Here is a 24883-nt window from a genome sequence, read left to right on the forward strand (position 1 = left end):
TACGGAAGCCGTTATCGGATCGTCGCGAACCTGGGGTGACCTGTCCGGTTACGGATGGTTGCCGTGAAGCAGAGCGGAGGCGGTGAAGAGCTCCACGCCCACGGTGATCGCCTCCTCGTCCGCGTCGAAGTTACCCCGGTGCAGGTCCAGCCCGCGCGTGTCGCCGGGCGTCCGCACTCCGAGGCGCGCCATCGCGCCCGGTACGTGCTCCAGATACCAGGAGAAGTCCTCCCCGCCCAGGCTCTGTTCGGTGTCCTCGATCGCATACGAACCGCGGCGGGCGGTCATCGCACCGGAGAGCAGGTCGATCGCGGCCTGGTCGTTGACCACGGGCGGGACACCCCGGATGTAGTTGATCACCGTCTTGGCCCCGTACATTCCGGCCACCTCGTCGATCGCGGCGTGCACCAGGTCCGGTGCGTCGCGCCACGCCGCCAGATCCAGGCAGCGAACCGTGCCCGACAGTTCGGCGTGTTGCGGGATCACGTTGCACGCGTGCCCGGTCTCCAGGCGCCCCCAGGTCACCGCGAGCCCGGCCCGCGCGTCGACCCGGCGGGCCAGCAGGGCGGGCACCTCGGTGGCCACCTTGGCGGCGGCGGTGACCAGGTCCGTGGTCAGGTGCGGGCGGGCGGTGTGGCCGCCGGGCCCGTCCAGGGACAGCTCCAGCCGGTCGCAGGCGGAGGTGATCGCCCCGACCCGCAGCCCGATCCGGCCGGCGTCGACCTTCGGGTCGCAGTGCACCCCGATGATCCGGCCGACACCCTCCAGCACCCCGCACTCGATCGCATCGGGCGCCCCGCCGGGCAGCACCTCCTCGGCCGGCTGGAAGATCAGCCGCACCGGGTTGGGCAGCAGCCCCTGCCGGTCGAGGTCGGCGAGCACGAGACCGGCGCCGAGGACGGTGGTGGTGTGCACGTCGTGCCCGCAGGCGTGCGCCCGGTCGGGCACGGTGGAGCGGTACGGGACGCCGGCCTTGGTGTCAGGGATCGGCAGCGCGTCGATGTCGGCCCGCAGCGCCAGCATGGGCTGCGTCGCCCCGTCCCGCGTCCCCACGTCACACATCAGCCCCGTCCCGGAGGCGAGCACCCGCGGCTCCAGGCCCGCCTGCTCCAGCCGGGCCCTGATGGCCGCGGTGGTGCGGAACTCCTGGTTGCCGAGCTCGGGGTGCATGTGCAGATCACGGCGGAAGGCGATGAGCTCGGCGCGCAGCGCTTCGGGCAGCGTGCCGGGCAGGGCCTCTGCCGCGAGCGGCCGGGCCTCACCGTCGCGGAGCGTCTCGGGGTGCGTCGAGTGGTTCACTGATGAAGGGTAAGTCCGTTCCCCCTTCAAGTGACCATGAAACAAGAAAAGTTCAGCCACATAGACGAATAAATGACTGGGTCGCGGAGTGTGGGGTGAAGACGCGGTGGGTACACTCGCCGATCGGATACGGGGAGGCGCAACGATGAAGGACGCGTACGGATTCGACCACGCCTCCGACGAGGTGATCGCGGTACGCGCCGAGTTGGCCGATGAAGTCGTCCAGGCGCTTCAGCTCGCGGGACTGCCCACTTTCCGCTCCGACCATGTCTCCGAAGCCCGGCCCGGTGCGGTGGTCCACGTCCATCGCGACGCGGACCTGGCTTCGGCGGCCGTGTCCGTGAGCTGGCGTGGTGACGGCAGGCTGGCCGAGGCCGCAAGGGTGGCGGTCGCTGCTGGAGACCTTCATTCACCGGACGTCCGCCGTCTCGGATCGGTCGGTCTGCACATGCAGGACTCATTGATCAGGATTCTTCTGTCGGCAGGGATCATCGCGAGCCTGAGCAACGACTGCATCGATCCGGGCGACGTCCTGGTGTTCGGGCGGCAGTCCGAACTGCCGCCCGGGCTGAGGCCCACGTACGTGCCGCTGTCGGCCCCGGTGGAGCGGACCGGGCGCGGCTCGCTCCGGGGGCGGATCCACATCACCCATGACTCCGACGAGTGGCCGGAGGACGCGGTCGGCCCCTTCGAGCTCACGCCTCCGTAGTCACCGCCGTCACCCGCCACGGCGCCAGCCTCTGGACGTCGCGGGCCGTCTCCGTGACTCCCGCGAGGAATCCCTGCGCCCTAGGGGACGCCGTTTCCCGGAGCCACTCCGGGGCGATGTCGCAGACCGCGACCTTGACCTCGGTGCCGACCAGGGCCAGCGGGAGGGTGTGGACCACCGTGGAGGGGAAGCTCAGGACCGTGCGGCCGATGGGGCCGCGGCGGGCGATGAGTTCCAGGGGGAGGTCCGGGCGGACGATCTCCAGGCCGGTGGCGGCCTCCAGGGCGTGGAGCTTCTCGGTGGACTCGCGGCGGTGGGCGAAGTAGCGGGTGGCGCCGTGCGTACGGGCGAGGGCCGCGACCGCCTCCAGGTACGGGACGCGGTCGACCACGCCCGTCTCGACCAGCGAGGTGCCGACCAGGTCCGCGCCCTTGGTGAGCAGCGGAGGCCCGAAGCGGGAGCGGGTCCAGGAGAAGGTGTTGGGGATGAGGGTGATGCCGGGCGGCGGGATCACCGGCATCGCGGTGAAGAGCTCGACCTCGCGCGCCGCGGACGGGGTGAAGCGCCGTCGGGCGGTGGCCGAGACCGGGGCCAGTGCCAGGTCCCGGGGGCCGGAGCCGCCACGGCGGTGCCAGCGCACCAGGCGCTCGCCGCGAGTCAGCAGGGCCACGAACTCCATGGTGGCGGTGCCGTCGTCGACCACGGTGAGCCGGCGGGGCCGGACCAGGGAGAGCAAAAGTTGTACGTAGCGGGAGAACGGGTCCCCGATGACGATGTGGTCGGCGTTGCGTACGAGCCGGGTCAGGGCGCGCAGCGACTTCAGGGGGGTGCCCGAGTCGCCGCGCGCCTCCTGCCAGCGCACGGTGATGCCCTCGTCGCGGGCCAGCTCCGCCATCCGGCGCAGCTGACCGCGCGACATCGGGTCGACCGGAGGGAGGACGACGACGGTGACGTCCGCGACGACACGGCCGCCGCCTCCCTCTGTGTAGGCCCACTCCAGGACGTTCAGGAGCTGGACCGGGCTCTCGACGAAGGCGAGGTTCACCGGTCTGCCCGTCAGACCGCGACCGGCTCGGCGGCCTGGGCCGTCTCGCCGCTCTCTGCCACGACGCCCGGGACCCGGCGGAGCTTCTTCATCGGACCGAGCTCCGACTCGTACACCTTCTTGACACCGTCGCCGAGGGACGCCTCGATGGTGCGGATGTCGCGGACCAGGCGGGTCAGCCCCTGCGGCTCGACGGACGCGGCCTGGTCGGAGCCCCACATGGCGCGGTCGAGCGTGATGTGGCGCTCGACGAACGCGGCGCCGAGCGCGACGGCGGCGAGGGTCGTCTGCAGGCCCGTCTCGTGGCCGCTGTAGCCGATCGGGACGTTCGGGTACTCCTGCTGGAGGGTGTGGATGACGCGGAGGTTCAGCTCCTCGGCCTTGGCCGGGTACGTCGAAGTGGCGTGGCAGAGCAGGATGTTGTCCGAGCCGAGGACCTCCACGGCGTGCCGGATCTGGCGCGGGGTCGACATGCCGGTGGAGAGGATCACCGTGCGGCCGGTGGCGCGCAGCGAGCGCAGGAGCTCGTCGTCGGTGAGGGAGGCGGAGGCCACCTTGTGGGCGGGGACGTCGAACTTCTCCAGGAAGGCGACGGCCTCGGTGTCCCACGGGGAGGCGAACCAGTCGATGCCGCGCTCGGCGCAGTGCTCGGAGATCGCCCGGTACTCGGTCTCGCCGAACTCGACGCGGTGGCGGTAGTCGATGTACGTCATCCGGCCCCAGGGGGTGTCGCGCTCGATGTCCCACTGGTCGCGCGGGGTGCAGATCTCCGGGGTGCGCTTCTGGAACTTGACGGCGTCGCAGCCGGCTTCGGCGGCCACGTCGATCAGCTTGATGGCGTTGTCGAGGTCACCGTTGTGGTTGATGCCGATCTCGCCGGTGACGTAGACGGGGTGGCCGGGGCCGGCGGTGCGGGTGCCCAGGGTGCGCAGTCGGGAGGTGCTCATGAGGGTGGTCCTTACTTACTTGGTGGGGGTGGGATCGGTCAGGGTGGGGCCCAGGAGCCAGGCCGCGATCTCGCGGACGGCGCCGAAGCCACCGGGGGTGTTCGTCACGGCGCGCGCGGCGGCGCGTACCGAGTCGTGAGCGCTCGCGACGGCCACGGGCCAGCCGGCGAGTGCGAAGCAGGGGAGGTCGTTGACGTCGTTGCCGACGTACAGGACCCGTTCGGGGGCGATGGACTGTTCGTCGCACCACTGCTTGAGCGCGAGGTCCTTGCGGTCGATGCCGTGGAGGACGGGGACGCGGAGCTTCTGGGCGCGGGCGGCGACGACCGGGTTCTGTTCCGTGGAGAGGATCAGAAGGGGCATGCCTGCCTTGCGCAGTGCGGCGATTCCGAGTCCGTCGCCGCGGTGGACGGCGACCGTCTCGCGGCCGTCGGAGTCGATGAGGACCCGGTCGTCGGTCTGGGTGCCGTCGAAGTCGAGGACGACCGCGTCGATGTCCTCGCGGGTGGGCAGCGGCGCGGGGTCCAGGAGCGGGGCCAGTGCGCGGGCGCGGGCCAGGTCGTGCGGGTCGTCGATCTCCAGGACGCGCGCGGGGTCGGTGCGCACCAGCGCGGTGTGACCGAAGAAGCGGTGGCGGTGGGTGCGGAATCCTGCCGCGTCCATCGCGTAGGCGGCGCCCGTCTCCAGGAGGTCCTCGGGCCGGTCCTGGCGGCGGGGGCGGACGGCCTTGTCATGGTTGACGCCGTAGTTGTGGTCCTCGACCGCGCTGCCGTCGCGCCACAGGAAGCCGTGGAACGGGGCGACGGTGACGGCCGTGTCGGCGCCTTCGCGGGCGACCGCCGCGGCGACGCCGTCGATGTCCTCGCGGGCGATGAAGGGGCTGGTGCACTGGACGAGCAGGACCACGTCCACGGTCCGGCCGTGCTCCGCCTCGTAGGTGTCCAGAGCGTGCAGGACGGCGGCCTCGCTGGTCGCGGTGTCGCCCGCGATGGCTTCGGGGCGCTGGACGCAGTGCAGCCGGCCGGCCTCGCCGAGCGCGGCGCCTGCGGCCCGGGCCGCCTCCGCGACGGCCGGGGCGTCGGTCGTCACGACGACGTCCGTCACCTCGCTCGACGCGAGGCAGGCGCGGACCGCGCGGACGACCAGCGGTACTCCGCCGACCTGGGCGAGGTTCTTGGCGGGTACGCCCTTGGATCCGCCGCGGGCGGGGATCACGGCGAGCACGGTGGGCTGCGTCATCGCTGCTCCATTGGGTGACTTGGGGATGGTTTTCACAGCTCGCCCATCCGTCGGATGACCGGGGCGACCCGCTGCACGCCGTGGCGGTACGCGCCCCGGGCCGCGTCGCGGACGGCCTCGCGCACGGCTCCTCTGACCCGGCCGGTCTCCTTGGGCGCGGCGGCGCCCGGCAGCGGGTGGCCGTCGGGGGCCAGGTGGTGGCGGGCGAGGATTCCGGGGAGGTAGCCGGGGGCGGTGGCGGGTGTGTAGTAGGGCGCCGGGTCGGGCAGCCGGTCCTGCGCCAGCAGGGCGGTGACCCGGGCGCGGGCGGTGTCGTAGGCCGTGTCGTAGGTGCCGTCGGCGGCGACCCCCTGGCCGGCCAGCCACTCGGCGTCGGGCCGCGGGTGGGCGCCGCCGTCGAGGTGGTCCCAGGAGGTGAGCAGGCCGGAGCCGATGAAGTGGTGGTTGCCCAGGGCCTCGCGCACCCCGAGGTCGGTGAGGACCGCGGTGGGGATGCGGCGGTGCAGGGACTCCAGGGCGGCGGTCGAGGAGACGGTGACCAGCAGGTCGGTACGGTCCAGGACCTCGCCCATGTGCCCGTACACCAGGCGGAAGTTGGGCGGGAGCCCGCCGGGCAGCTTCTCGGCGAGGCGCTGGTACGGGAGTTCCTCGATGTGCGTGGTGTGCTCACCGGGCTTGGAGCGCAGCTTGAGGAGCACCTCGCGCCGCGGATGCAGTCTGGCGTGCTCGACGAGCCTGCGCAGCAGGTACGCACGGTCGCCGCGCGAGGCGGGCACGGAGGGCTGGGCGGCGAACACGACGGTGTCGCGGCCCTGTTCGGGGCGGTGCGGAGCGCCGCCGAGGAACGGCAGGGCCGCCTCCGTGACGGCCGAGGCATCGGCGCCCACTCCCTCGTACACCGCGCGGAAACGCTCCGCGTCGTGACGGGAGTTGGCGAGGACGATGTCGGCGCCGTGCCGCAGCAGCAGTCCGTCGGCGAGCTTCTCGTAGACGACGCCGACGTAACCGGTGACGAGGACCGGTCTGATGGGCAGCCGGAGTGCGGCAATGCCGTGCAGCATCGCCTGGACAGCGCCGCCGACGAGGGCGAGGACCACGAGGTCGTAGCCCTCGTCGCGCACGGCGTGCAGGAACTCGACCGCCGTCACCTCACGCACCCGGTCGGTGTCGATGCCGACGTCGCCGACCTCGGCGAGCTGGCGGGGAGTCGGCGTCGCCCGGCCACGCAGCAGCAGTCCGCTGATCTCCGCACGGTCCGTGGGCGCGCCGCCGCCCCCCGTGGTCAGCCGGCGCGCGGTGAGCGCGCCCCACTTCCATCGGGTGTCGGAGTCGGCGAGTACGGCTACGCGGAGCGCGGCGGGCTGCGCGTCCGTGGACTCCAGCCCTGCTGGAGAAGCCGAATTGCTGTTACGAAGGGGCACGTCCAAGACGTTAGGAAGGCCCGGGGGTGGACAGCCCAACGCGAAAGCAACAGAAAGTTAACAGCCCGCCGACGCTTGTCGAACCGGCTGCCCGCTCGTCGAAAAGCCAATGGAAATGCCCCTGCGGGCACACCGGTTAACGATTCCGACGGGTTCCGTTCACCCGGCGTCCGCCCGGCCGACAGGGCGAATGCGCAGCCCGGAACTAGCGTGATGCGGGTGGTTAAGCTCTCCGTCATCGTGCCGTTCTACAACGTGCAGACATACGCGCCCGACACCCTCAGCAGCCTGCTGGCCAACGCCCGCGACGACTTCGAATTCATCCTCGTCGACGATTGCTCGACCGACGGGACGGCCGACATCCTGCACCGCGCCCAGGAGGACATCCCCGGGGTGGTGGTGCGCAGACACGAACAGAACGGCGGTCTGGCCACCGCGCGCAACACCGGGCTGGACGCGGCCCGCGGCGAGTACCTCACCTTCCTGGACGGCGACGACTGGCTGGCGCCCGGCTACTACGCCGAACTCGTAGCCCGCGCCGAGGGCCTGGCCTGCGACTTCGTCCGTACGGACCATGTCCAGGCCCACGCCCGTGCGCGCACCGTGCAGCGCGCGCCGCACGGCCTCAGGGACGTACCGCTGGATCCCCGCGCGGCGATCCTGCCCGCCACCCGGTCCACGATGGTCGACTATCCGTACGCCTGGGCCGGGATCTATCACCGCCGACTGCTGGACCGCGGTCTGCTGCATTTCACGGACGGGCTGCGCACGGCGGAGGACCGGCCGTGGATCTGGCGGCTGCACCGGCAGGCGGAATCCTTCGCGGTGACCGGAATGCTGGGCCTCTTCTACCGGCGCGGGGTTTCCACCTCACTGACCCAGATCGGGGACGTACGCCAACTCGATTTCATCCGGGCGTTCGACCAGGTCGTACGGGAAACGGCCGAGGACCGTGACGCGGACACCCTGCTGCCGAAGGCCGTACGGACCTATTGCGCCGTGATTTCCCACCACATCAGCTCCATCGAAAGGTTCGAACCCTCCGTGGCTCGCACATTGAAGTCGCTCAGTTCGGCCGCCCTGAAGCGTATGCCGCAACAGGTGCTCGACGAGGCGCTGGACTCGATGGACGGACAGCGCGCGACGCTGCTGCGCCGGCTGCGCCGCCGGCCGCACACCGTGAAGGAGGCCGCCGCCGCATGAGCACCACCGTGCGCACCACGCGCATCTTCGTCGCCTCCACCCTCTACGGCGTGGCCACGCTCGCCGCCGCGATGGACGAGGGGCGCTTCGAGCCCGCCGACCGCTCGTTGCTCCTGCTCTGCAACAACGCCTCGATCCCCGAGACGTCCCCGTCCGTCGACGCGATGCCGGGCTTCGAGGCGTTGCGCGGCCGCTTCGACGGTGTGCTGTCGTGGAACGAGGCCATCGCGCCCTTCCACCCCGGCGCCTGGGTGCCGCGGCTGGACGACGTGCCGCTGTGGGAGCGTCATCTGCGGCTCGTATGGGGACTCGGCGACGACCGTGTCGAGCTGGTCGTCGAGTCGATCCAGGTCAGCCCGTCCCTGTCGGTCTGCCAGATCTTCACCGCCGCACCGATCGACGTGTACGCGGACGGCCTGATGAGTTACGGCCCGACCAGGAACAAGCTCGACCCGCTGGTCGGCACCCGGGTGCGCCGCCTCCTGCATCCCGATCTGGTGCCGGGGCTGAAGCCGTTGCTGCTCACGGAGTTCGGCGTCGAGGCTCAGACGCTGAGCACGGACCACCTGCTGAAGGTCTTCGCCGAACTGGCCGACCTGCCCGTCGCGGTCCCGCCCGTGGAGGCTCCCGCACTGCTGCTGGGCCAGTACCTTTCGGCGCTCGGACTGATCGAGGCGGCGCAGGAGGAGGAGCTGCATCTGCGGATGATCCGGGGCGCCGTCGCACTCGGCCACACCCGTCTGGTGTTCAAGCCGCATCCCACCGCGCCCGAACAGTGGGCGCACGCGATGGTGGCCGAGGCGACCGCGCTGGGCGCCGAACTGACCGTGCTGGACAGCCGGTCCGGCGGGACCCGTACGCCGGGCGGGTCCCTGCTCGCGGAGGTGCTGTACCAGCGGATGCGACCGGCGCTGGTCGTCGGCTGCTTCTCCACGGCTCTGCTGACGGCGGCCGTGTTCTACGGGCTGCCGGTCGCCAGGACCGGTACGGAGCTTCTGCTCGACCGGCTGGCCCCGTACGAGAACAGCAACCGGGTGCCGGTGACACTGGTGGACGCACTGCTGCCGGACCTGGGCGACGCGCAGGCCGTACGCGAGTGGTCGCCGCCGTCCGCGGAGCACGTGGTCGAGCGTGTCTCCCCGCTGCTCCACGCCGTGGGCTTCGCGATGCAGCCGCGGATCTACCCGGATCTGCGCCCGGCGGCCGAGCGCTACCTCTCGCGCCACCTGGGCCACGGCACCTGGCGCTACTTCAAGCGTCGCCGCCTGACCACTCTGGCGCTGCCGGGCGCGGTCCCCGCCCAGCTCTCGTTCATCCCGCGCAGCCCGGCCCTGCGCAAAATAGCGCGCCGGGCACGGACGTTGAAGCGGGCCGCACTGGGCTGAGGGCCGGCCGGCGCAGGCGGAGTCCCGTCGTAGCGGCGGACACGCCGGCGGCCGGACCACCGGCACGGGCCATCACCACCTGAGTACCGGGAGCCCACGCACAGGGCCCCGTTCGGTCACTGAACCGGACGGGGCCTTCGCGGACGGGCATGTACGCGGGGAGGGGAGGGGCGGCGTCCCCGCCCCTCCCCCGTGCTGTCAGACGCGCACGCCCCCCTGGATGAACCGCAGGTCCGCCGCGTTCGCCTCGGTGACCTTCCACAGCTCCTGCTGTCGGCCGTGCACATCGGCAACCGCCGCCGCGTGGTCGTCCAGCAAACCGGCCGCGCGTTCCACGAGCCGCGCCCCGAGGTGCCGGTCATGCACGGAGATGCCCCACTCGGGCCGCTGGATGTCGGCCAGGAAGTACGCCATCTTCGGGTGCGAGATCAGACTGATGATCGGCGTGCCGCAGCCGAACGGGATCATTCCCGCGTGCCCGCGCATGCCGATGACCAGCTTGGTCCGGGCGTACGTGTCACGGATCTCGTCGTTCCCGAAGTCGTACATCGGGATCACCGGCAGCGCGATGCCGTGCTCGCGCCGCAGGTCGAAGGCGATCCGCTCGTCGTCCAGCGAGTGGGCGACGCACTTCACCTCGGCATGGGCGCCGAGCCCCTTCACCGCGGTGGCCATCTCGGCGAGGAAGTGCGCGTAGTCATGGCCGAAGCGGAGCCCCGAGCGGTCGTACGCGGCGTTGACGAGGACGGTGTTCTCGCGCTGTGCGGGGTCCCTCCAGCCGTCGACGAGCTGCCGGGTGACCGTGGTCGGGCAGGGCTGGAAGCGGACCTTGTCGTGCAGCGACGGCGGCAGCAGCTCGCGGACCTTCTCGATCGATCCGTGGTTGCGCAGCCCGAAGAAGGAGGCGCGCTCGACCAGTTTGCGCAGCGAGGAGAGGAACCGGTCGCGGCCGTGGCCGTACGCCTGGCCGTCGAAGGCGTTGAAGCCGACCGCGTACACCATGACGGGTACGTCGATCCGCTCCAGCAGGGCGTCCGGGACGTTCCACTGCCAGCCGCTGTTGCCGTTCGCGGCGGTGTCCGGGATGAAGAGGCCGCCGCCCCCGATGACCAGTCCCCGGCGGGCGTTGACCCGCTCCAGGGCGGCTTCGTCGAACAGCCGGTGGGCGTGGACGGAGTGCCAGCGGGCCGGGCCCGTGTCTCGGCCGAAGGCGAGCCGGACGCTCTCCGGGAGCAGCTTGTCCCCGGCGTTGCCCTGCCGGTCCATGTAGAAGGCGACGTGCGCCAGCTGGTCGGCGGCCGGCCCCTCGACGGGCGTCTCGGCATCCCTGGTGCGCTTGTACATCAGCCGGTTCGCCCGGTGGGTCGGGTCGACGCCGAGACCCTGGAGGGCGTACTGCGCGGCGCCGGCGTCGTCGCCGTGGATCCAGGCGATCTGGGCGAGGCGCGAGAAGGCGGTGGCGGCCCGGTTGGGGGCCGCGGTGGCCAGCATGAGCTGGGCGCGGGCCTCCTCGTAGCGCGAGACGCTCATCAGCGCGTTCCCGAGCACCTCGTGCGGCCAGGCCTCGTCGACAGGGATCCGGACCCCGCCGAGCAGGTCGGCCGCCTCCTGGTACTCACCTGCGCCGATGTGTGCGGCGGCGACCTTGCGGGCGCTCTCGGGGTCGGCAGTGCGGCGGACGTGCGGCGTGCCGTAGTGCACCAGCAGGTCGTGGTGCTTGGCGCCGGGCAGCGCCAGGTAGGCGGAGTGGAACGCGGCGTCGGACAGCTCGAACTCACGCCAGCGGGCCTCGGCGAGTCCATAACCGGCCTCGCCGCCCTGCCACGGCTTGTGCCGGCCGGTGAAGTGCAGGATCGCGGTGGTCTCGGGCACCGGGAGGTCGCCGGAGAGCCGCCGCTTGACGAAGTTGTAGCGGGCGTCGAGCTGCACGAAGTCGCCGTCCAGGACGGCGTTCAGGATGCCCTGGTCGTGCTTGTCGAGTTCGTAGGTGCCCTTGCGGCCGACGTCGTCGATCTTCGCGCAGAAGGCATCACTCAGATACTCGCGCTGGATGACCAGCAGCCCGCTGTTGAGCTTGTGCTGCCCGTAGAAGAACTGCGGAACGGCGGCGAGTCCGTCGCGGAGCTTCAGCAGGTCGCCCAGGTCGCCGAGGACGACCATGTCGGTGTCCAGGGTGATCACCGTGTCGTAGTCGCGCACCCGGAAGACGTCGAGGATGAAGTACGCCTTGCGCACCAGGTAGTTGTCCTGGTCGCCCTTGGCGTACGAGTCGTAGTGCGCGGCGTCGACACGGCGGAAGTCGATGCGCGGGTGCAGCGCCCGGATCTTCGCGACCGATGCGGGACGCAGTCCGTCGTGCAGGACGATGAAGTCCTCGCACACTCCGGGGTTGGACAGGGCGAGACTGCGCAGCAGGGCGAGAAAGCCCGGCAGGTAGTTCTCGTCCACGAAGCTCGCGAAGGCGACGCGGCGCTTTCCGGTGAGCGCGTTGGCGGCGTTGTGTGGCGCGAGCGCGGTAGGGGGCGTCGTCATCGCAGGCTGATCCTCGTGTCGGTGACGCTCTGGGCGCGTTCCATGACCCACGCCTTTTCGCTGGTGTACTCGTGGACGGAGGTGATGGGCATCTTCATCGCGGCGGGCATCCGGTAGGCGCCGCTCTCGTAGAAGTCGAAGCCGATCAGGTCGAGTCGAGGGCTGACATCCAGGTAGTCCAGCAGCCACAGCATGTTGAAGCCGGTGGTGGGGATGGACGGCCAGTCGGCCGTGCCGACCCTGCCGATGTTGCGCAGCGGCCAGCGCAGGGACTCGTCGCCGAGGTACTGCTGGGCGCCCGGCACCAGCCGGTTGCGCAGCGAGTACTTCCAGTCGCCGGAGATCCCGCCGAAGACCAGTCTGGTGTGCACCTTCTGGTCCCAGTTGAAGCCGTGCTTGTGGATGGTGGCGTGGATGTCGGTACGGCTGCCGGTCGCCGGCGGGTCCGTCCGGTACGAGTTGAAGCGGACGACGAGGTCGTACGCATCGATCTCGGCGCCCATCGAAGAAGTGCCGACCCGCTGCGAGTTGGCGATCAGACAGATCGACTTGCCCGCGATGCGGTTGCGGAACTCACCGAGCGTCGTCCACTCGACGTCACCGAACGTCGGGTCGTCGACCGGGCCGCGCATCCGGGCCCGGCGCTGACCCGCGTAGAGCTCCAGGAGCTCGGTGAGGAGGGCGGGGTCGCCGTTGCCCGCGCCGGTGCGCAGGGTGCCGCCGCTGCCCGGTGCGCCGCCGGCCTCCAGTGCGAGGCCGACGTACTGGCTGAGGGCTTCCTGGATCTCCGGCACCGGTGCGCCGGCCCGGTCCTGGGCGAGCAGTGCGCCGATCAGCCGGGAGCGTGCCCGGTTCCAGTCCCCGCGCCCGTGCAGGGCCAGGCCCTCGGCCCAGGTGTCGGTGACGGACCCCGCGGCGAAGGCCGCGGCCTCGGGGCAGCTCTGCTCCAGCTTCCTGAGCAGTTCGCTCTGGCGCTCGGCACCGGCCCGCAGCCCGGCCGTCTTCGCCGCGACCCCGAAACCGTCCTCGTCGGTGAGTGCGAGATAGCGCTCGTACGCCTCGACGGCGTCGCTCTCGGCGCCCATCGCCTCCAGGACGCGGCCCCGCAACCGCCAGGCCGCCCGGGATCCCTTGCGCTGGGTCAGCACCGTGTCGGTGATGAGGACGGCGAGCTTGAGCTCGTCCTCGTAACCGCAGTCCAGCGCCTTGGTGCCGACGGCGAGCAGCGGGTCGAGCAACCGGTCGCCGAGGACCAGGGCGGAGCCCGTCCCGCCCTTGCCCGCGCGGCGCAGGAGCGGGAGCGGGGAGGCGGCCTCGGCGGACGGCGTCTGCTCCATGGCGGCGTGGGTGGCCAGGAGATGGCGCAGGGCCTCTGCGAGCGCCGTACGCCGCCGGTCGAGCCCGGCGACCAGCTTCCCGCTGTGCGCGGCGCAGGCACGCAGACACGTCTCCAGATCCGTCGGGCGTACGGCGGCGAGGGAGGGCGTGCCGCCGTCGGGCGGGACGGGTTCCTCCGCGTCACGCTGCCGTGGCCAACGGGTGCGGGCTTTCGTCATGGCGCTCCAAGCGTCTGCTGCCCGTGGGGGGAGGGGGCGTAGGGAGAGGTACGGATGTTCGTCAACCGTTCGTGGTTCCGTCGCACGCTAGGAAACCTGTACGGCCGGAAGATGAACTCGCCCTGTCAGCCCGGAAAACTGCCGCCCTCCGCCCGTGGGCGGCGGCCCCGGTCAGGGGCGCGGGCGCCGAACTCGGGCCCGTGCGCGACCGACCGGCGCAGGGTGCCCGACGGAAGGCGAAGGGCGCTGACGCCCGCGGAGGATGACCGGGCGGAGAGTGCCGCGTGAAGGCTGGTGGTCCATCAGGTGAACCGCCTTTTCACTCGCGGGATTTCACGATGCTCGATGACATATTCGACCCATCATGAGGACTCCGTCGACTCTCCGATCGCCGCGCGGCCGAGGTGCCGCGCTGGCCGCCGTGCTCACCGTCGTGACCGTCTGTGCCGGCGACGCGGTGGCCCGCAGCTACCCCTTCGGCCCGCGCACCCGCAGCGTGAACGACCTGGGTAATCAGTTCGTCCCGTTCCACGCCCGGCTCTGGGACCTGCTGCACGGACAGGCGGACGGCGGGCCGCTGGTCAACTGGCAGTCGGGCTTCGGCACGAGCTTCCTGCCGGACCTCGGTACGTATCTGAGCAGCCCGTTCGCCCTGCTCGTCGGGGTGTTCCCGAGGGACCGGATCGACCTGGCCGTCTACGTGGTCACGCTGGTGAAGACGGGGGCGGCCGCAGCGGCCATGACCTGGCTGCTCACCGCGTTGCGCCGGGGGCGCGGCCGGGAGTGGCCGGCGGCCGTGCTCGGTGCCTCGTACGCCCTGTGCGGCTGGTCGGTCGCCGAAGCCGCGTACAACCCGATGTGGCTGGACGGACTCATCGCCTTCCCGCTGCTGTGCCTGGCCGGCGAGTGGGCACGCACCGCGCGGCGGCCGGTGCTGGGGACGCTCCTGGTGACGCTCGCCTGGGTGTCCAACTTCTACACCGCGTACATGGCCACGCTCGGGGCCGCCCTGGTGCTCGTGGTGCGGCTGCTGCTGGAGGACGGGACGCCGCGTGAGCGGGTGCGGGGCCTGGTACGCGCGGTGCGGACCGTGGTGCTCGGCATCGGACTGGCCGCGCCCGTGCTCGTGCCGGTCTTCCTCGGCACCCGGCACGCCTATCCGGGCTGGACCCGGGAGTTCGCCGCCGCCACCTGGCCGGACGTCGCCGCCCGCCTGCTGCCGGCCACGTACGGGTTCTTCAGCCCCGCGGTCTTCATCGGCACCGCTGCCCTGCTTCCGGCCTGCGCCCTGGCCTTCCACCGTTCCGTGCCGCGCACGGAACGGTGGGTGTGGCCGGGGCTGGTCGCCGTGGTCGCGCTGTCGTTGCAGTGGGGGCCCACACATCTGCTCTGGCACGCCTTCGCGACCCCGAACGGGAGCCCGTTCCGCCAGACGTTCGTCCTCTCCGGCCTCGTGGTGATCGCCGCCTGGACCTCCCTCGCCCATGCCTGGCCGGACCGTCGGGCGCTGCTGTGCGGGGGCGGGGTGCTGGTGCTGGCCGCCGCCGCTGCAGCGCCCAGTGAGCTGGTCACCCGGTGGACCTATCCGTTGTTCGCCGCCGGTCTGGTGGCGGTCCTCTGCGGTCTCGCGCTGGTCCGCAGCGGCAGGTTCGTCGTGCTCGCGGCCGTCCTCCTGGCCGGGGCGCAGGCCGGTCAGGCCGCCGCGACCACCGCGTACGCCGACCGGCAGCGGCTGACCCGGCTCGACGACTACGCCCCTTGGGGGGAGCGGCAGAGCGACCAGGCCGCAGCGGTCGCGGGTGCCGACGGCTGGCCGCGCTATCGCACCGACCCGGGCCTCGAACAGAGCACCGCCAACGATCCGTTGCTGGTCGGCGGGCAGGGCGGGGCCTACTACAGCAGCCATACGCCCGACGTGACGACCCGCACCTTCCTCGCACTGGGCGGCGGCTGGACATCGCGCGGCCGCGCCCTGCAGAGCCTGGACAACCCGGTGACCGACGCGGTGTTCTCGGTCGGCGCCCGGGTCCACGTGCCGCGCGATCCGCACCAGGTCTGGAACCGGCCGGACGACCGCCCGGTGACCGTGACCCGGCAGGACGTCCCGCCGCTGGTGACGGTGCGGCCGGCCGGCTCGGGTGCGTCCGGGTGGGGGCGCTCGCCCTTCCGCAATCAGGAGAAGCTGCTGGGTGCTTCGGTGTACACGCTGCCGACGACCGAGCTGCGGTCCGCGGACGGCGCGGCCGCCACCGACAGGAACACGAGCGCCTACGCAGTGGACCCCGGCACGTACACCCTGCGTGCGGACTGCCCCGCGGGCAGCCGGGTGTTCCTGTGGGCGCCCGACCTGTTCGGCACCGCCCGGCTGGGCGCGACCGGTGAAGCGAATGACGTCCGGGGCGACCTGCCCGCACGCCGTGCCGGGATTCTGCCGCTGGGCGCGGGGGCGGGCCGGCTCGCCGTGACGCTGCGGGCGGAAAGGGCGGGAACCGTCCCGCACGACGCCGTCGGCTGCCTGGATCCGGGCCACCTGGCCTCGGCGGTGGCGGAGCTGAAGCGCACCGGCGCGACGCGGGTCACGGTCTCCGGCAGCGGCGTGCACGCCGAACTCCCTTCAGGGACCGGAGGGGTCGCCGTGCTGGCCGCTCCCCGGATCGCGGGCTGGAACTGCAACGGGCGTCCGGCCGACTCGTATCTCGGTCTCGTCGCCGTCCCGGTCGGCGGCGACCGGACGACGGTGGACTGCGCCTTCCGGCCCCCGGGACTGCGGGCCGGGGCGGTTGCCGGAGTGGCCTCGCTGGTGGCCCTGGTCGCCTTGGCGTCCACCCCGGCGGTCCTGACGCGTGCACGGCGGCGGCGCGCCCGGTCGTAGGAGGCGGTGACGGGCCGACCGGAGGCACCGGACGCGCTCACCCCGCCCCGTAGCGCGCCTCGATGCCGCGCCGATGAGCCGCAGGCCGACGGCTGCATCGGGTGGGCGGGCGAGGACACGGCCGGGCTCGCGGAGTACGTCACGGCGCTGGGCCCCGGCCTCAGGGCCGGCTGAGACCGCCGGCGCCCGGTCAGACGCTGCTGAGCGAGAGCTTCGCCGCGAACCCGAGGAACAGCACGCCCGCCGCCGAAGTGGCCCCCGCCGAGAGCCGCTTGCGGCGCCGGAACGCGGCGGACAGCCGGGTGCCGCCGAAGATCAGCATCGACAGATACAGGAAGCTGGCGATCTGGAGCAGGGTGCCCAGCAGCAGGAAGGAGAGCGCCGGGTAGGCGTACCCCGGGTCGACGAACTGCACGAAGAACGAGATCAGGAAGAGGATCGCCTTCGGGTTGAACAGGCTGACCACCAGCGCCCGCCGGTACGGCCGCTCCATGGCGCCCGGGGTCACGGACCCGTCCGTCGCATCGCCCGTCAGCTCCGCCACCCGGCGGTGCCGCTCGCGCCACATCGACACCGCGGCGCGCAGCATCCCGATCGCCAGCCAGGTCAGATAGCCCGCACCGGCGAACTTCACGACGGCGAAGAGCACGGGCGTCGTCTGCAGCAGCGAGGAGGCCCCGAGCGCGGACAGCGTCATCAGCACGGTGTCCCCGGTCCACACCCCGGCCGCGGCGACATAACCGGTCCGCACTCCGCGCCTGGCCGCGACGGACAGCACGTACAGCGAATTCGGACCCGGCAGCAGAACGATGAGCACGAGGCCGGCGAGATAGGTCGGAAGGTCGGTGACACCCAGCATGGAACGGAGTGTCGCACGGGGGTACGACGCGCCGGAAGCGGGGCTCCGCGGCGATGCCGCCCCGGCCCTCCCCCGCGGCATCCCCTCGGCCGGGCGCCGGCGGTCCGCCCCGCTGCTCCACGGCCGGAGCTCTCAGAAGGCGTCCGCCGGCACGTACGTCCCCCAGACCTCCCGCAGCGCGTTGCAGACCTCGCCCACGGTCGCGCGGGCCCTGAGCGCGTCCTTCATCGGGTAGAGCACGTTGTCCGTGCCCTCGGCCGCCTTGCGCAGGGCCGCCAGTGCCGTGTCCACCGCCCCCTGGTCCCGTTCGGCACGGAGCTTCGCCAACCGGGCGGCCTGCTGGGCCTCGATCGCCGGGTCGACGCGGAGCGGCTCGTACGGCTCCTCCTCGTCGAGCTGGAAGCGGTTGACGCCGACGACGACCCGCTCGGCGCTGTCCGTCTCCAGGGCGATGCGGTAGGCGCTGCGCTCGATCTCGTCCTTCTGGAAGCCGCGCTCGATCGCGTGGACGGCGCCGCCCATGTCCTCGATCCTGAGCATCAGTTCCAGGGCCGCGGACTCGACATCGTCGGTCATCCTCTCCACCACGTAGCTCCCCGCGAACGGGTCGACGGTCGCCGTCACGTCCGTCTCGTACGCGAGGACCTGCTGGGTGCGCAGGGCGAGGCGGGCGGACTTGTCGGTGGGGAGGGCGATCGCCTCGTCGAAGGAGTTGGTGTGCAGCGACTGGGTGCCGCCCAGGACCGCGGCCAGGCCCTGCACCGCGACACGCACCAGGTTCACCTCCGGCTGCTGGGCCGTGAGCTGCACGCCGGCGGTCTGGGTGTGGAAGCGCAGCATCAGCGACTTGGGGTTCTTCGCGCCGAACTCCTCCTTCATCACCTTCGCCCAGATGCGACGGGCGGCGCGGAACTTGGCCACCTCCTCCAGGATCGTCGTACGCGAGACGAAGAAGAACGAGAGCCGCGGGGCGAAGTCGTCGACGTCCATGCCGGCCGCGACGGCGGTACGGACGTACTCGATGCCGTCCGCGAGCGTGAACGCGATCTCCTGCGCGGGCGAGGCCCCGGCCTCCGCCATGTGGTAGCCGGAGATCGAGATGGTGTTCCACTTCGGGATCTCGGCCCGGCAGTACTTGAAGATGTCGGCGATCAGCCGCAGCGAGGGCGCGGGCGGGAAGATGTACGTACCCCGGGCGATGTACTCCTTGAGCACATCGTTCTGGATGGTGCCCGTGAGCTGCCGCGCCGGGACGCCCTGTTCCTCGCCCACCAGCTGGTACATCAGCAGGAGCAGTGCGGCGGGGGCGTTGATCGTCATGGACGTGGAGACCTGGTCCAGCGGGATCCCGTCGAACAGCACGCGCATGTCGTCGACGGAGTCGATCGCCACTCCGACCTTGCCGACCTCGCCGGACGCGATCTCCGCGTCGGAGTCGTGGCCCATCTGGGTGGGCAGGTCGAAGGCGACGGAGAGGCCCGTCGTGCCGTTGGCGATGAGCTGCTGGTAGCGGGCGTTGGACTCGGTGGCCGTCCCGAACCCGGCGTACTGACGCATCGTCCACGGGCGTCCCGTGTACATCGACGGGTACACACCGCGCGTGAAGGGGTAGCTGCCCGGCTCACCCAGCTTCTCGGCGGGGTCCCATCCGTCGAGCGTGTCCGGTCCGTAGACCGGCTCGATGGGCAGTCCCGACTCCGACTCGCGCGTCATCTGCTGTGCCTCCCGCTGAAGCTACTCACTGGTAACCAATGGCTCTCGCGACGGACTGTAGCGGCGGGTGCGCGACCGTTGGAGGGGGCCCGGCTGGGACCTTGCTCACAGCCCTGATGCCTGACATCCTCCGGTCCTCGGTGCCGCTTTCCCCATCATGCGCAGGATTCGGCAACCGGGCAGAGCGGGAATCCGTCCCATGAGACAACGCAGATCCAGGGGGCCGAGATGATACGCAGCAGCAGGGCCGGGAGCGGCCACGCACACAGGGGTGGCCGCGGGGCCGGTGCGGCATCCGCCGTCGCCGTACTGGCGCTGGTCGCCGTGACCGCAGGATGCAAGGCGGAGCCCGCAGGCAGCGCGTCGGCCCCTCCGTCGAAGCCGCGCGCGAGCAGTTCACCCACCGACGACGCCAAGCCCGGCACGGACCCCACGCAATCAGCGAAGCCCTCCGCGAGCGCGAAGCCGAGCACGCCGCCGAAGCCGACACCGACATCCACGCCCACGCCGTCGGCCGATCCGCAGGCCACGGTGCTGATGGCGAGCGGCGCGCAGGGCAAGCGGGTGCGCGAGCTCCAGGCCCGGCTGCGTCAGATCGGCCACTTCGACCGCAGCCCGACGGGCTACTACGGCTCCGTCACGGTCGCCGCCGTGCAGTCGTTCCAGGGCAAGCGCGGGCTGTCCCGCACGGGGAGGACGGACTCGCTCACCTGGCAGAAGCTGCTCGGCATGACGCACGCGCCGACGGCCGCCGAGCTGAACCCGCCGACCACCCGGCCGGCCGCGAAGCCGGACAAGCGCTGCATGACGGGCCGGGTGATCTGCATCAGCAAGAACAGCCGGTCGCTGTCCTGGATGATCGACGGCCACGTCGTCTCGTCGATGGACGTCCGGTTCGGCTCGCAGTACACGCCGACGCGCGAAGGCACCTTCTCCGTCTACTGGAAGTCCCGGCACCACGTGTCGACGATCTACCACACCGCCATGCCGTACGCGATGTTCTTCAGCGGCGGCCAGGCGGTGCACTACTCGTCGGACTTCGCGGCCCGCGGCTACAACGGCGCCTCGCACGGCTGCGTCAACGTCCGGGACGAGGGGAAGATCGCCTCGTTGTTCGACCAGGTCCGCAACGGCGACAAGGTCGTCATCTACTGGTGAGGTCCTGAATGAGGGGCGCGGGCGGGACCGGGGGAACGTGTCCCGCCCGCGCCATTGCGCCGAGCCGTAGGTACGGGGGGAACCCCGGCTCCGGGCGCTGCCGATGACCAGTCGGCTCACTCAGTACTGCGTCCAGGGGCCGAAAAACGTCACACCCTGCGGCGGGCGGCGCGGAGCGGACCGTCAGCGGGCCGCGACGGAGAGGGCTGGCGCCGGGGAGTGCGAAAGGTCGGAGCCTCCGGCAGCGGCCGAGAAGGAGGGGGACGGGGGTGCCGCGGGCGACGGGGAGAACCTGATCGACGGCAGGCTTCCCGAGCCGCCCTGGGACGAGTCGTCGCTGCCGGCCGGGTCGTCGCCGTCCTGACCGTCGCCGTCCTGACTGCTGCCGTTCTGACTACTGCCGCTCTTCCCGTCGCCGCTCTGCCCGTCGCCGCTCTGCCCGTCGCCGCTCTGCCCGTCGGCCTGGTCGAGCAGCCGGTCGCAGAAGCGGTCCAGGTTGCGGGCGCCCTTGGCCAGCGCTTCGAGACGGGTTCTGCGCTCGTCGTCGAGCTTGCCGTCCCGGTAGTCGCGGCAGGCCTTCAGGGACTTGGCGTACCAGGTAGACGTCCTGCCGTCGGCGTCGCCGGCCGTTCCGTCGCCCTCCTGGCCTCCTGGACCCGTCGTCGCGTCGGCACCTCCTGTCGCGTCACCGCCGACGTCGCCGGACCGGTTGTCGCCGGTACCGTCCTCGCCGGCGCCGTCGGGGCCGCCTGCGGTGGGGCGCCCGCCGTCGTCGGGGCGGTCGCTCTCCTGCCCCCCGGTCCGGCCGGGGCCGGGCTCCCCCGGCGTCGCCGTGCCGTGGCCCGGGGACCCGGGCGGCGGTGCGGGCGTCTCCTCGTCGGTGGCGAGACCGGAGCCCAGTTCCTCGGGGGACGCCGCGGCCGACACCGAGGTGGCCGGCGTGGGTGCGTGCCGGCCGAAGGGGCCGGGCAGCATTCCGGTCCCGGCTGCCACGGCCACCCCGCCGATCGCACAGCACGCGAGGGAGGCGACCAGACCGAAGCGGATGGGCCGGCTCCAGCGCATGGGCCGGGGACCGCGGGAACCCGCCGCGCCGGAACCGGCCGAGCGTATGTGTACGGGCGCGAGCATCCCGGACTCGGACTCCGGCTCGGAGAAGCCGTCCGTCCCGGCGGTCCGCGCGGCGCTCACCGAATCCGCGGGCTCCGGCACGGCGGCGGTACGGAGGTCGGGGTTGCGGGCGGCGCGGAAGGCGGCCAGCGCCGCGGCTTCGCCGGGCAGTTCCGCGACGGCGGGGCGGGCCGTGCGGGCGGCGGCGTCCAGAGCGGCCGCGAGCCTCTCGGCGTCGCGCCGGGACCGGCCGTCGGAAGGGTCGACCGGTTCGCGGCGGAGCATCTTCTCCGCCGCTTCCTTGTCAAGCCATTCGTGCTGCTCGTCGGCCATCACATGTCCTTCTGCGTCCACAGACGCGAATGCGTCACACCGGCCGGCGCCACCAGGCCGGTGCGGGAGGGGCGCTGCGCGGGGACGGCGCCGAGTTCCACCGTGCGGCCCGCCGCCTTGCCCTGCGGGGACTGCGCCGGAGCCGCATCGCCGGCCGGCCCCCTGGGCGACCCGACTCCACCGGCCGGACCGTCACCGCGCGGACGCCCCCCTTCCGCGGGGTCTGCCACCGCCAGACCGCCTCCGGCGCCCGTGTGCCCGGCACCGTCCACGCCGTCCGCCCGCAGCAGCTCGGCGAGCCGCTTCAACCCGCGGTGCGCGGCCGTGCGGACCGCGCCCGGCCGCTTGCCGAGCGTCTGCGCCGCGCTCTTGGCGTCGAGCCCGACCACCACGCGCAGCACCACGGCCTCGGCCTGGTCCTGCGGCAGCTGCGCGATGAGCGACATGGTGCGGCCGGTGGCCAGCGCCTCGATCGCCTCGTCGGCCGTGTCGGACCCGGCCGGCTTCTCCGACAGTTCCGTCTCGTCCCCGCCGGTGGCGGGCCGCCTGCCGCGCATCCGCAGATGGTCCAGGGCACGGTTGCGGGCTATCCGCGCAGCCCAGCCCCGAAACCGGTCGGCGTCACCGCTGAACCGGTCGAGATCCCTCGCTATCTGCAGCCACGACTCGGACGCCACGTCCTCGGCGTCCGGCTCCCCCACCAGTGTCCGTATGTAGCCCAGCAGCCGCGGCTGCACAGCGCGGTACACAGTACGGAAGGCGTCCTCGTCCCCGTCCTGCGCCGCGAGCACCGCGGCAGTAAGCCCCGCGTCGTCCCCCAGCACTCCCTCAACCTGCCCTGCTGACCTGAAAAGCAGCTGGTCACCACTGCCGCGCCACCCTGCGCGACTCAGACGCTACGTCCTTCGCGTGCGTCGCGTCCATGACTTGTACAACCCGCAACATTCCCCGGACACCCTGCGGTGTGACAGAAAACGCACTCGCGGCGCTGAGATGAGTACGGGGTCGTCCTGCGGCCCCGCGGAAGACGACCGGGGCCTCTCCTGTGGGGGGTGGCGGCCTCGGTCGTCCTCCATTTCCCCCGCTCCTGCCATGTCACGCCCAGGGCGTGTGGCCTCCGCATGCCCCGCGCGCAGCCGAGGCCGGGCGAGGCACTGAGCGCGCCTGTCAGCCCGCCCACAAGCCCTCCTTGATCATGCTGTGGACCAGGGCTTCGCTCTCGCCTGCTCCAGGCAGAGGCCGTTGCCGTGGCCTCACACGCCGGTGTCCCGGATGCGACGCGCGATGTCGATGTCCGGCTGCAGCGCGCTGAACCGCGGCTCCTCCCGGCTCGCGTCGAGCACGACGACGTGCAGCCGGTCCCCGACCTGGGGCCGGGGGCTGCTCTCGTCCCACCAGGAGGGGTGCTTCACCTGATCGATGAACCCGATCTCGCCGGCGGCATCGACCTTCGAGCCGACCGGAGCGACCGCGATCACGGTCACATCGAGCTCCTGGTGATTACGGAACATTGCTTTGGTCCTCTGGGGAACGGTTAACTCTCTGGCAAGGGTTATCGAGTGGGGTGGATTTCACCACGCAGAGGATATCAGTGCGAGGCGTCGGAAAAGGGGGAGGCGGCCTCTCCCCAAGTGAATACAAATTGGTCTCGTGAAGCCTCATACGTGACGCCAGCACCTGAACTCTCCATATCGAACCGCTCATGGAGCCCACCGTCCATGGCCAACGCCGAAGCCTCGGACCGATAATCACTCAGAGGATAATCGAGTGAAGACACGTGAATGAAAACGCCATCGGGCAGGAGTTCACTCAGGGCTCGGGAATTGACGGAGACCCCGAACGCCAACCAGGCGGCGTCTTTCCAGTGCAGGCCGGATGCGGGTAGGCCGAGCCAGATATTTTTGTGGATCTGCATGCTGTGCGATGGGATCCCGCATTCGATCGCAGCGGATTCTGCCCGCAAGTTCACTGCGAGCCCGCCCGCCGGACCTCGAAAACGGAACTTGAATACTTTGGTCACGATTTCCTTCAGTCGCCGAAATTGAGACGATCGATCTTTTCCCAGCCGGGTCCGAAGCACAGCAGGTCCGCGGCCGCCTCCCGGAGCAGTCGCGGGTCGTCAGGACGCTGCAGGCGAGCCGGACGGTGGGGCGAGATTCCCGGCCGGGTGAGATCCGAATGTGCCTCACGATGTTTCGGGCGTGATGAACTCCAGCACGTTGGTGTCGAAACGGGCCCCCGCACCCCGGGCACTCGTTGACGTACGTGTGAGCGCGTGAACGCTCGACTCCGTTGGAGAACAAGGGAAAGGTAACGTCCCATTCGATCGTCCGGAATTTCGCACCACAGACTGAGTGCGAGAGGCTGCGAGGCTCCCCTGCAACGCCCCGGCGAAGTCCTGTTCGGCCGCTGCCCCGGCGGCCACCCGCCTGTCGAGGGACGCCAGGCCGGTTCCGCCGCTCCAGTGCAGGTAATAGCGATGCAACGGCCGGCCGGGGCGTGGGCGAAACATGATCCGGCGCATTCGGGGGTGGTCCGCGAGCAGGCGGACCTCCTGCTCGTCGAAGCCGGCGATCGGCTCGTCGGCCGTGATCGGTTCTCCTGCGGAGAAGTAATGCGTGTCCCGCTTACGAAAGGCCACTGTCAGCCTGCCCACGGACTCCTCTCGATCATGTGAGGGATCAGGACTTCGCTCGCTCCGGGCAGGGCAGGGCAGTGGTTCACGGCTTCTGCCGGGGCGGCAGGTCGGCGTAGTCCTCGACCAGGTCAGCGATGAGTGCGAGCAGGGCGTCGGCCCGATGGCGGTCCTCGCGCTGGTTGCGCAGGTCGTCGTTGACAGCCCGCAATCGGGCCAGGGCGGCCGGTTCGCGGTCCATCACGTCATCGATCACCGGCTCGGTGATCAGATCCAGGCACTCGGTGAGCAGTCGTCGGGTGGTCGGGAACGGCGGATCGGGGTCAGGTGCGGTGAACGCCTGGGTCAGGTATCGCGCCGGATCCGTCAGGCTCCAGCCCACGACGGTGCCGCGCTGGACGAGGAGGGCCACGTCGGGAGCGATCCCGATGCGGGCCTCCAGCGGCTCGTCAAGGACATCGAGGTCGCGCAGACAGGTCAGTACGGCGTCGCCAGGAGCGCGACACAACACCTCGCACGCTTCCAGGCGGAAGTCCCGGGCCTCGTCCGCGCGGAGCCCGCCCGGACGTACGGCGGGCAGGACGGGAACACGGGCGGAGTCCTCGGCGGACGCGGACGCGCCCGGCACCTGAAATTCGGTACCGGCCAGGTTCCGGCTGTCCCGGTCGAACCGGACGACGTCGGGGGTGTCCCACAGCAATCCCTGGCTGCCGAACGTGGCCTGCAAGAACCTTTCACGTTCCTTGACGTCCGCGTAGTCCGCGATATCCACGGAGTTGCCCGAGAAGCGGGGGGTGATGGGCAGGGGACTGTTCGTCACCGTCGCCTGCCAGCCGTTGTCGAAGGTGAGTCTCATGGTCGGCGTCG

Annotated in this window: 20 protein-coding genes; 6 read left to right on the forward strand and 14 right to left on the reverse strand. The window is 71.3% G+C overall.

The window, feature by feature from the left end; genetic code table 11:
• Positions 1-48: 48 nt before the first annotated feature.
• A complete protein-coding gene (locus OG538_RS13455; protein WP_406100114.1) occupies positions 49-1233 on the reverse strand; it encodes an amidohydrolase in 1185 nt (394 codons plus the stop codon).
• A 211-nt stretch (positions 1234-1444) separates the two neighbouring features.
• Between OG538_RS13455 and OG538_RS13460 the strand changes: the two genes are divergently transcribed.
• Complete coding sequence (locus OG538_RS13460) at positions 1445-2008, forward strand: hypothetical protein (RefSeq protein ID WP_406093358.1); 564 nt, start codon at positions 1445-1447, stop codon at positions 2006-2008.
• Here OG538_RS13460 and OG538_RS13465 read toward each other — a convergent pair.
• The 4 genes from OG538_RS13465 to OG538_RS13480 are packed head-to-tail and all read right to left on the reverse strand — an operon-like array spanning position 1995 to position 6660.
• Positions 1995-3053: a hypothetical protein gene (locus OG538_RS13465; protein WP_406093360.1), complete on the reverse strand. Its 1059-nt coding sequence runs from the start codon at positions 3051-3053 to the stop codon at positions 1995-1997. The genes OG538_RS13460 and OG538_RS13465 overlap by 14 nt on opposite strands.
• Before the next feature lie 11 nt (positions 3054-3064).
• A complete protein-coding gene (locus tag OG538_RS13470) occupies positions 3065-4000 on the reverse strand; it encodes an N-acetylneuraminate synthase family protein (RefSeq protein WP_406093362.1) in 936 nt (311 codons plus the stop codon).
• 15 nt (positions 4001-4015) lie between these two features.
• Positions 4016-5239 (reverse strand): cytidylyltransferase domain-containing protein, encoded by a 1224-nt coding sequence (locus tag OG538_RS13475; RefSeq protein ID WP_406093364.1) that lies wholly within the window; start codon positions 5237-5239, stop codon positions 4016-4018.
• A gap of 32 nt (positions 5240-5271) precedes the next feature.
• Complete coding sequence (locus tag OG538_RS13480; protein WP_406093366.1) at positions 5272-6660, reverse strand: DUF6716 putative glycosyltransferase; 1389 nt, start codon at positions 6658-6660, stop codon at positions 5272-5274.
• A gap of 219 nt (positions 6661-6879) precedes the next feature.
• On the opposite strand from OG538_RS13480, the gene OG538_RS13485 reads away from it, so the two are divergent.
• Both OG538_RS13485 and OG538_RS13490 read left to right on the forward strand, forming a co-directional pair.
• Positions 6880-7863, forward strand: a complete 984-nt coding sequence (locus tag OG538_RS13485) for a glycosyltransferase family 2 protein (RefSeq protein WP_406093368.1) — start codon at positions 6880-6882, stop codon at positions 7861-7863.
• A complete protein-coding gene (locus OG538_RS13490; protein ID WP_406093370.1) occupies positions 7860-9248 on the forward strand; it encodes a polysialyltransferase family glycosyltransferase in 1389 nt (462 codons plus the stop codon). Before OG538_RS13485 ends, OG538_RS13490 begins: the two co-directional genes overlap by 4 nt.
• A gap of 198 nt (positions 9249-9446) precedes the next feature.
• Here OG538_RS13490 and OG538_RS13495 read toward each other — a convergent pair whose 3' ends face one another.
• Positions 9447-11780: a glycosyltransferase gene (locus OG538_RS13495; protein WP_406093372.1), complete on the reverse strand. Its 2334-nt coding sequence runs from the start codon at positions 11778-11780 to the stop codon at positions 9447-9449.
• Positions 11777-13336 carry a hypothetical protein gene (locus OG538_RS13500; RefSeq protein WP_406093374.1) on the reverse strand — a complete coding sequence of 520 codons (1560 nt, stop codon included), beginning with the start codon at positions 13334-13336 and terminating at the stop codon, positions 11777-11779. The genes OG538_RS13495 and OG538_RS13500 overlap by 4 nt, the downstream gene beginning before the upstream one ends.
• Positions 13337-13700: 364 nt before the next feature.
• Between OG538_RS13500 and OG538_RS13505 the strand changes: the two genes are divergently transcribed.
• Entirely contained in the window at positions 13701-16208 is a 2508-nt protein-coding gene (locus OG538_RS13505) for a YfhO family protein (RefSeq protein ID WP_406093376.1), read from the forward strand.
• 6 nt (positions 16209-16214) lie between these two features.
• Positions 16215-16382: a hypothetical protein gene (locus OG538_RS13510; protein WP_406093378.1), complete on the forward strand. Its 168-nt coding sequence runs from the start codon at positions 16215-16217 to the stop codon at positions 16380-16382.
• Between the two features lie 16 nt (positions 16383-16398).
• Here OG538_RS13510 and leuE read toward each other — a convergent pair whose 3' ends face one another.
• Positions 16399-17067, reverse strand: a complete 669-nt coding sequence (gene leuE / locus OG538_RS13515; protein ID WP_406093380.1) for a leucine efflux protein LeuE — start codon at positions 17065-17067, stop codon at positions 16399-16401.
• Positions 17068-17199: 132 nt separating this feature from the next.
• Entirely contained in the window at positions 17200-18780 is a 1581-nt protein-coding gene (locus tag OG538_RS13520; protein WP_406093382.1) for a methylmalonyl-CoA mutase, read from the reverse strand.
• A 228-nt stretch (positions 18781-19008) separates the two neighbouring features.
• Between OG538_RS13520 and OG538_RS13525 the strand changes: the two genes are divergently transcribed.
• Entirely contained in the window at positions 19009-19938 is a 930-nt protein-coding gene (locus OG538_RS13525) for a L,D-transpeptidase family protein (protein ID WP_406093384.1), read from the forward strand.
• Positions 19939-20121: 183 nt separating this feature from the next.
• Here OG538_RS13525 and OG538_RS13530 read toward each other — a convergent pair whose 3' ends face one another.
• From OG538_RS13530 to OG538_RS13550, 5 genes are all read right to left on the reverse strand, one after another.
• Complete coding sequence (locus OG538_RS13530) at positions 20122-21381, reverse strand: hypothetical protein (RefSeq protein WP_406093386.1); 1260 nt, start codon at positions 21379-21381, stop codon at positions 20122-20124.
• Complete coding sequence (locus OG538_RS13535) at positions 21381-22205, reverse strand: RNA polymerase sigma factor (RefSeq protein WP_406093388.1); 825 nt, start codon at positions 22203-22205, stop codon at positions 21381-21383. Before OG538_RS13535 ends, OG538_RS13530 begins: the two co-directional genes overlap by 1 nt.
• A gap of 429 nt (positions 22206-22634) precedes the next feature.
• The gene (locus tag OG538_RS13540; protein WP_406093390.1) at positions 22635-22892 is read right to left on the reverse strand and encodes a hypothetical protein; all 258 of its coding nucleotides are present in this window, start codon (positions 22890-22892) and stop codon (positions 22635-22637) included.
• Positions 22893-22969: 77 nt separating this feature from the next.
• Positions 22970-23401: a hypothetical protein gene (locus tag OG538_RS13545; RefSeq protein WP_406093392.1), complete on the reverse strand. Its 432-nt coding sequence runs from the start codon at positions 23399-23401 to the stop codon at positions 22970-22972.
• A 700-nt stretch (positions 23402-24101) separates the two neighbouring features.
• Complete coding sequence (locus OG538_RS13550; protein WP_406093394.1) at positions 24102-24872, reverse strand: hypothetical protein; 771 nt, start codon at positions 24870-24872, stop codon at positions 24102-24104.
• Positions 24873-24883 lie beyond the last annotated feature (11 nt).

The sequence above is a fragment of the Streptomyces sp. NBC_01013 genome (genome assembly GCF_045162765.1).
Taxonomy (GTDB): domain Bacteria; phylum Actinomycetota; class Actinomycetes; order Streptomycetales; family Streptomycetaceae; genus Streptomyces.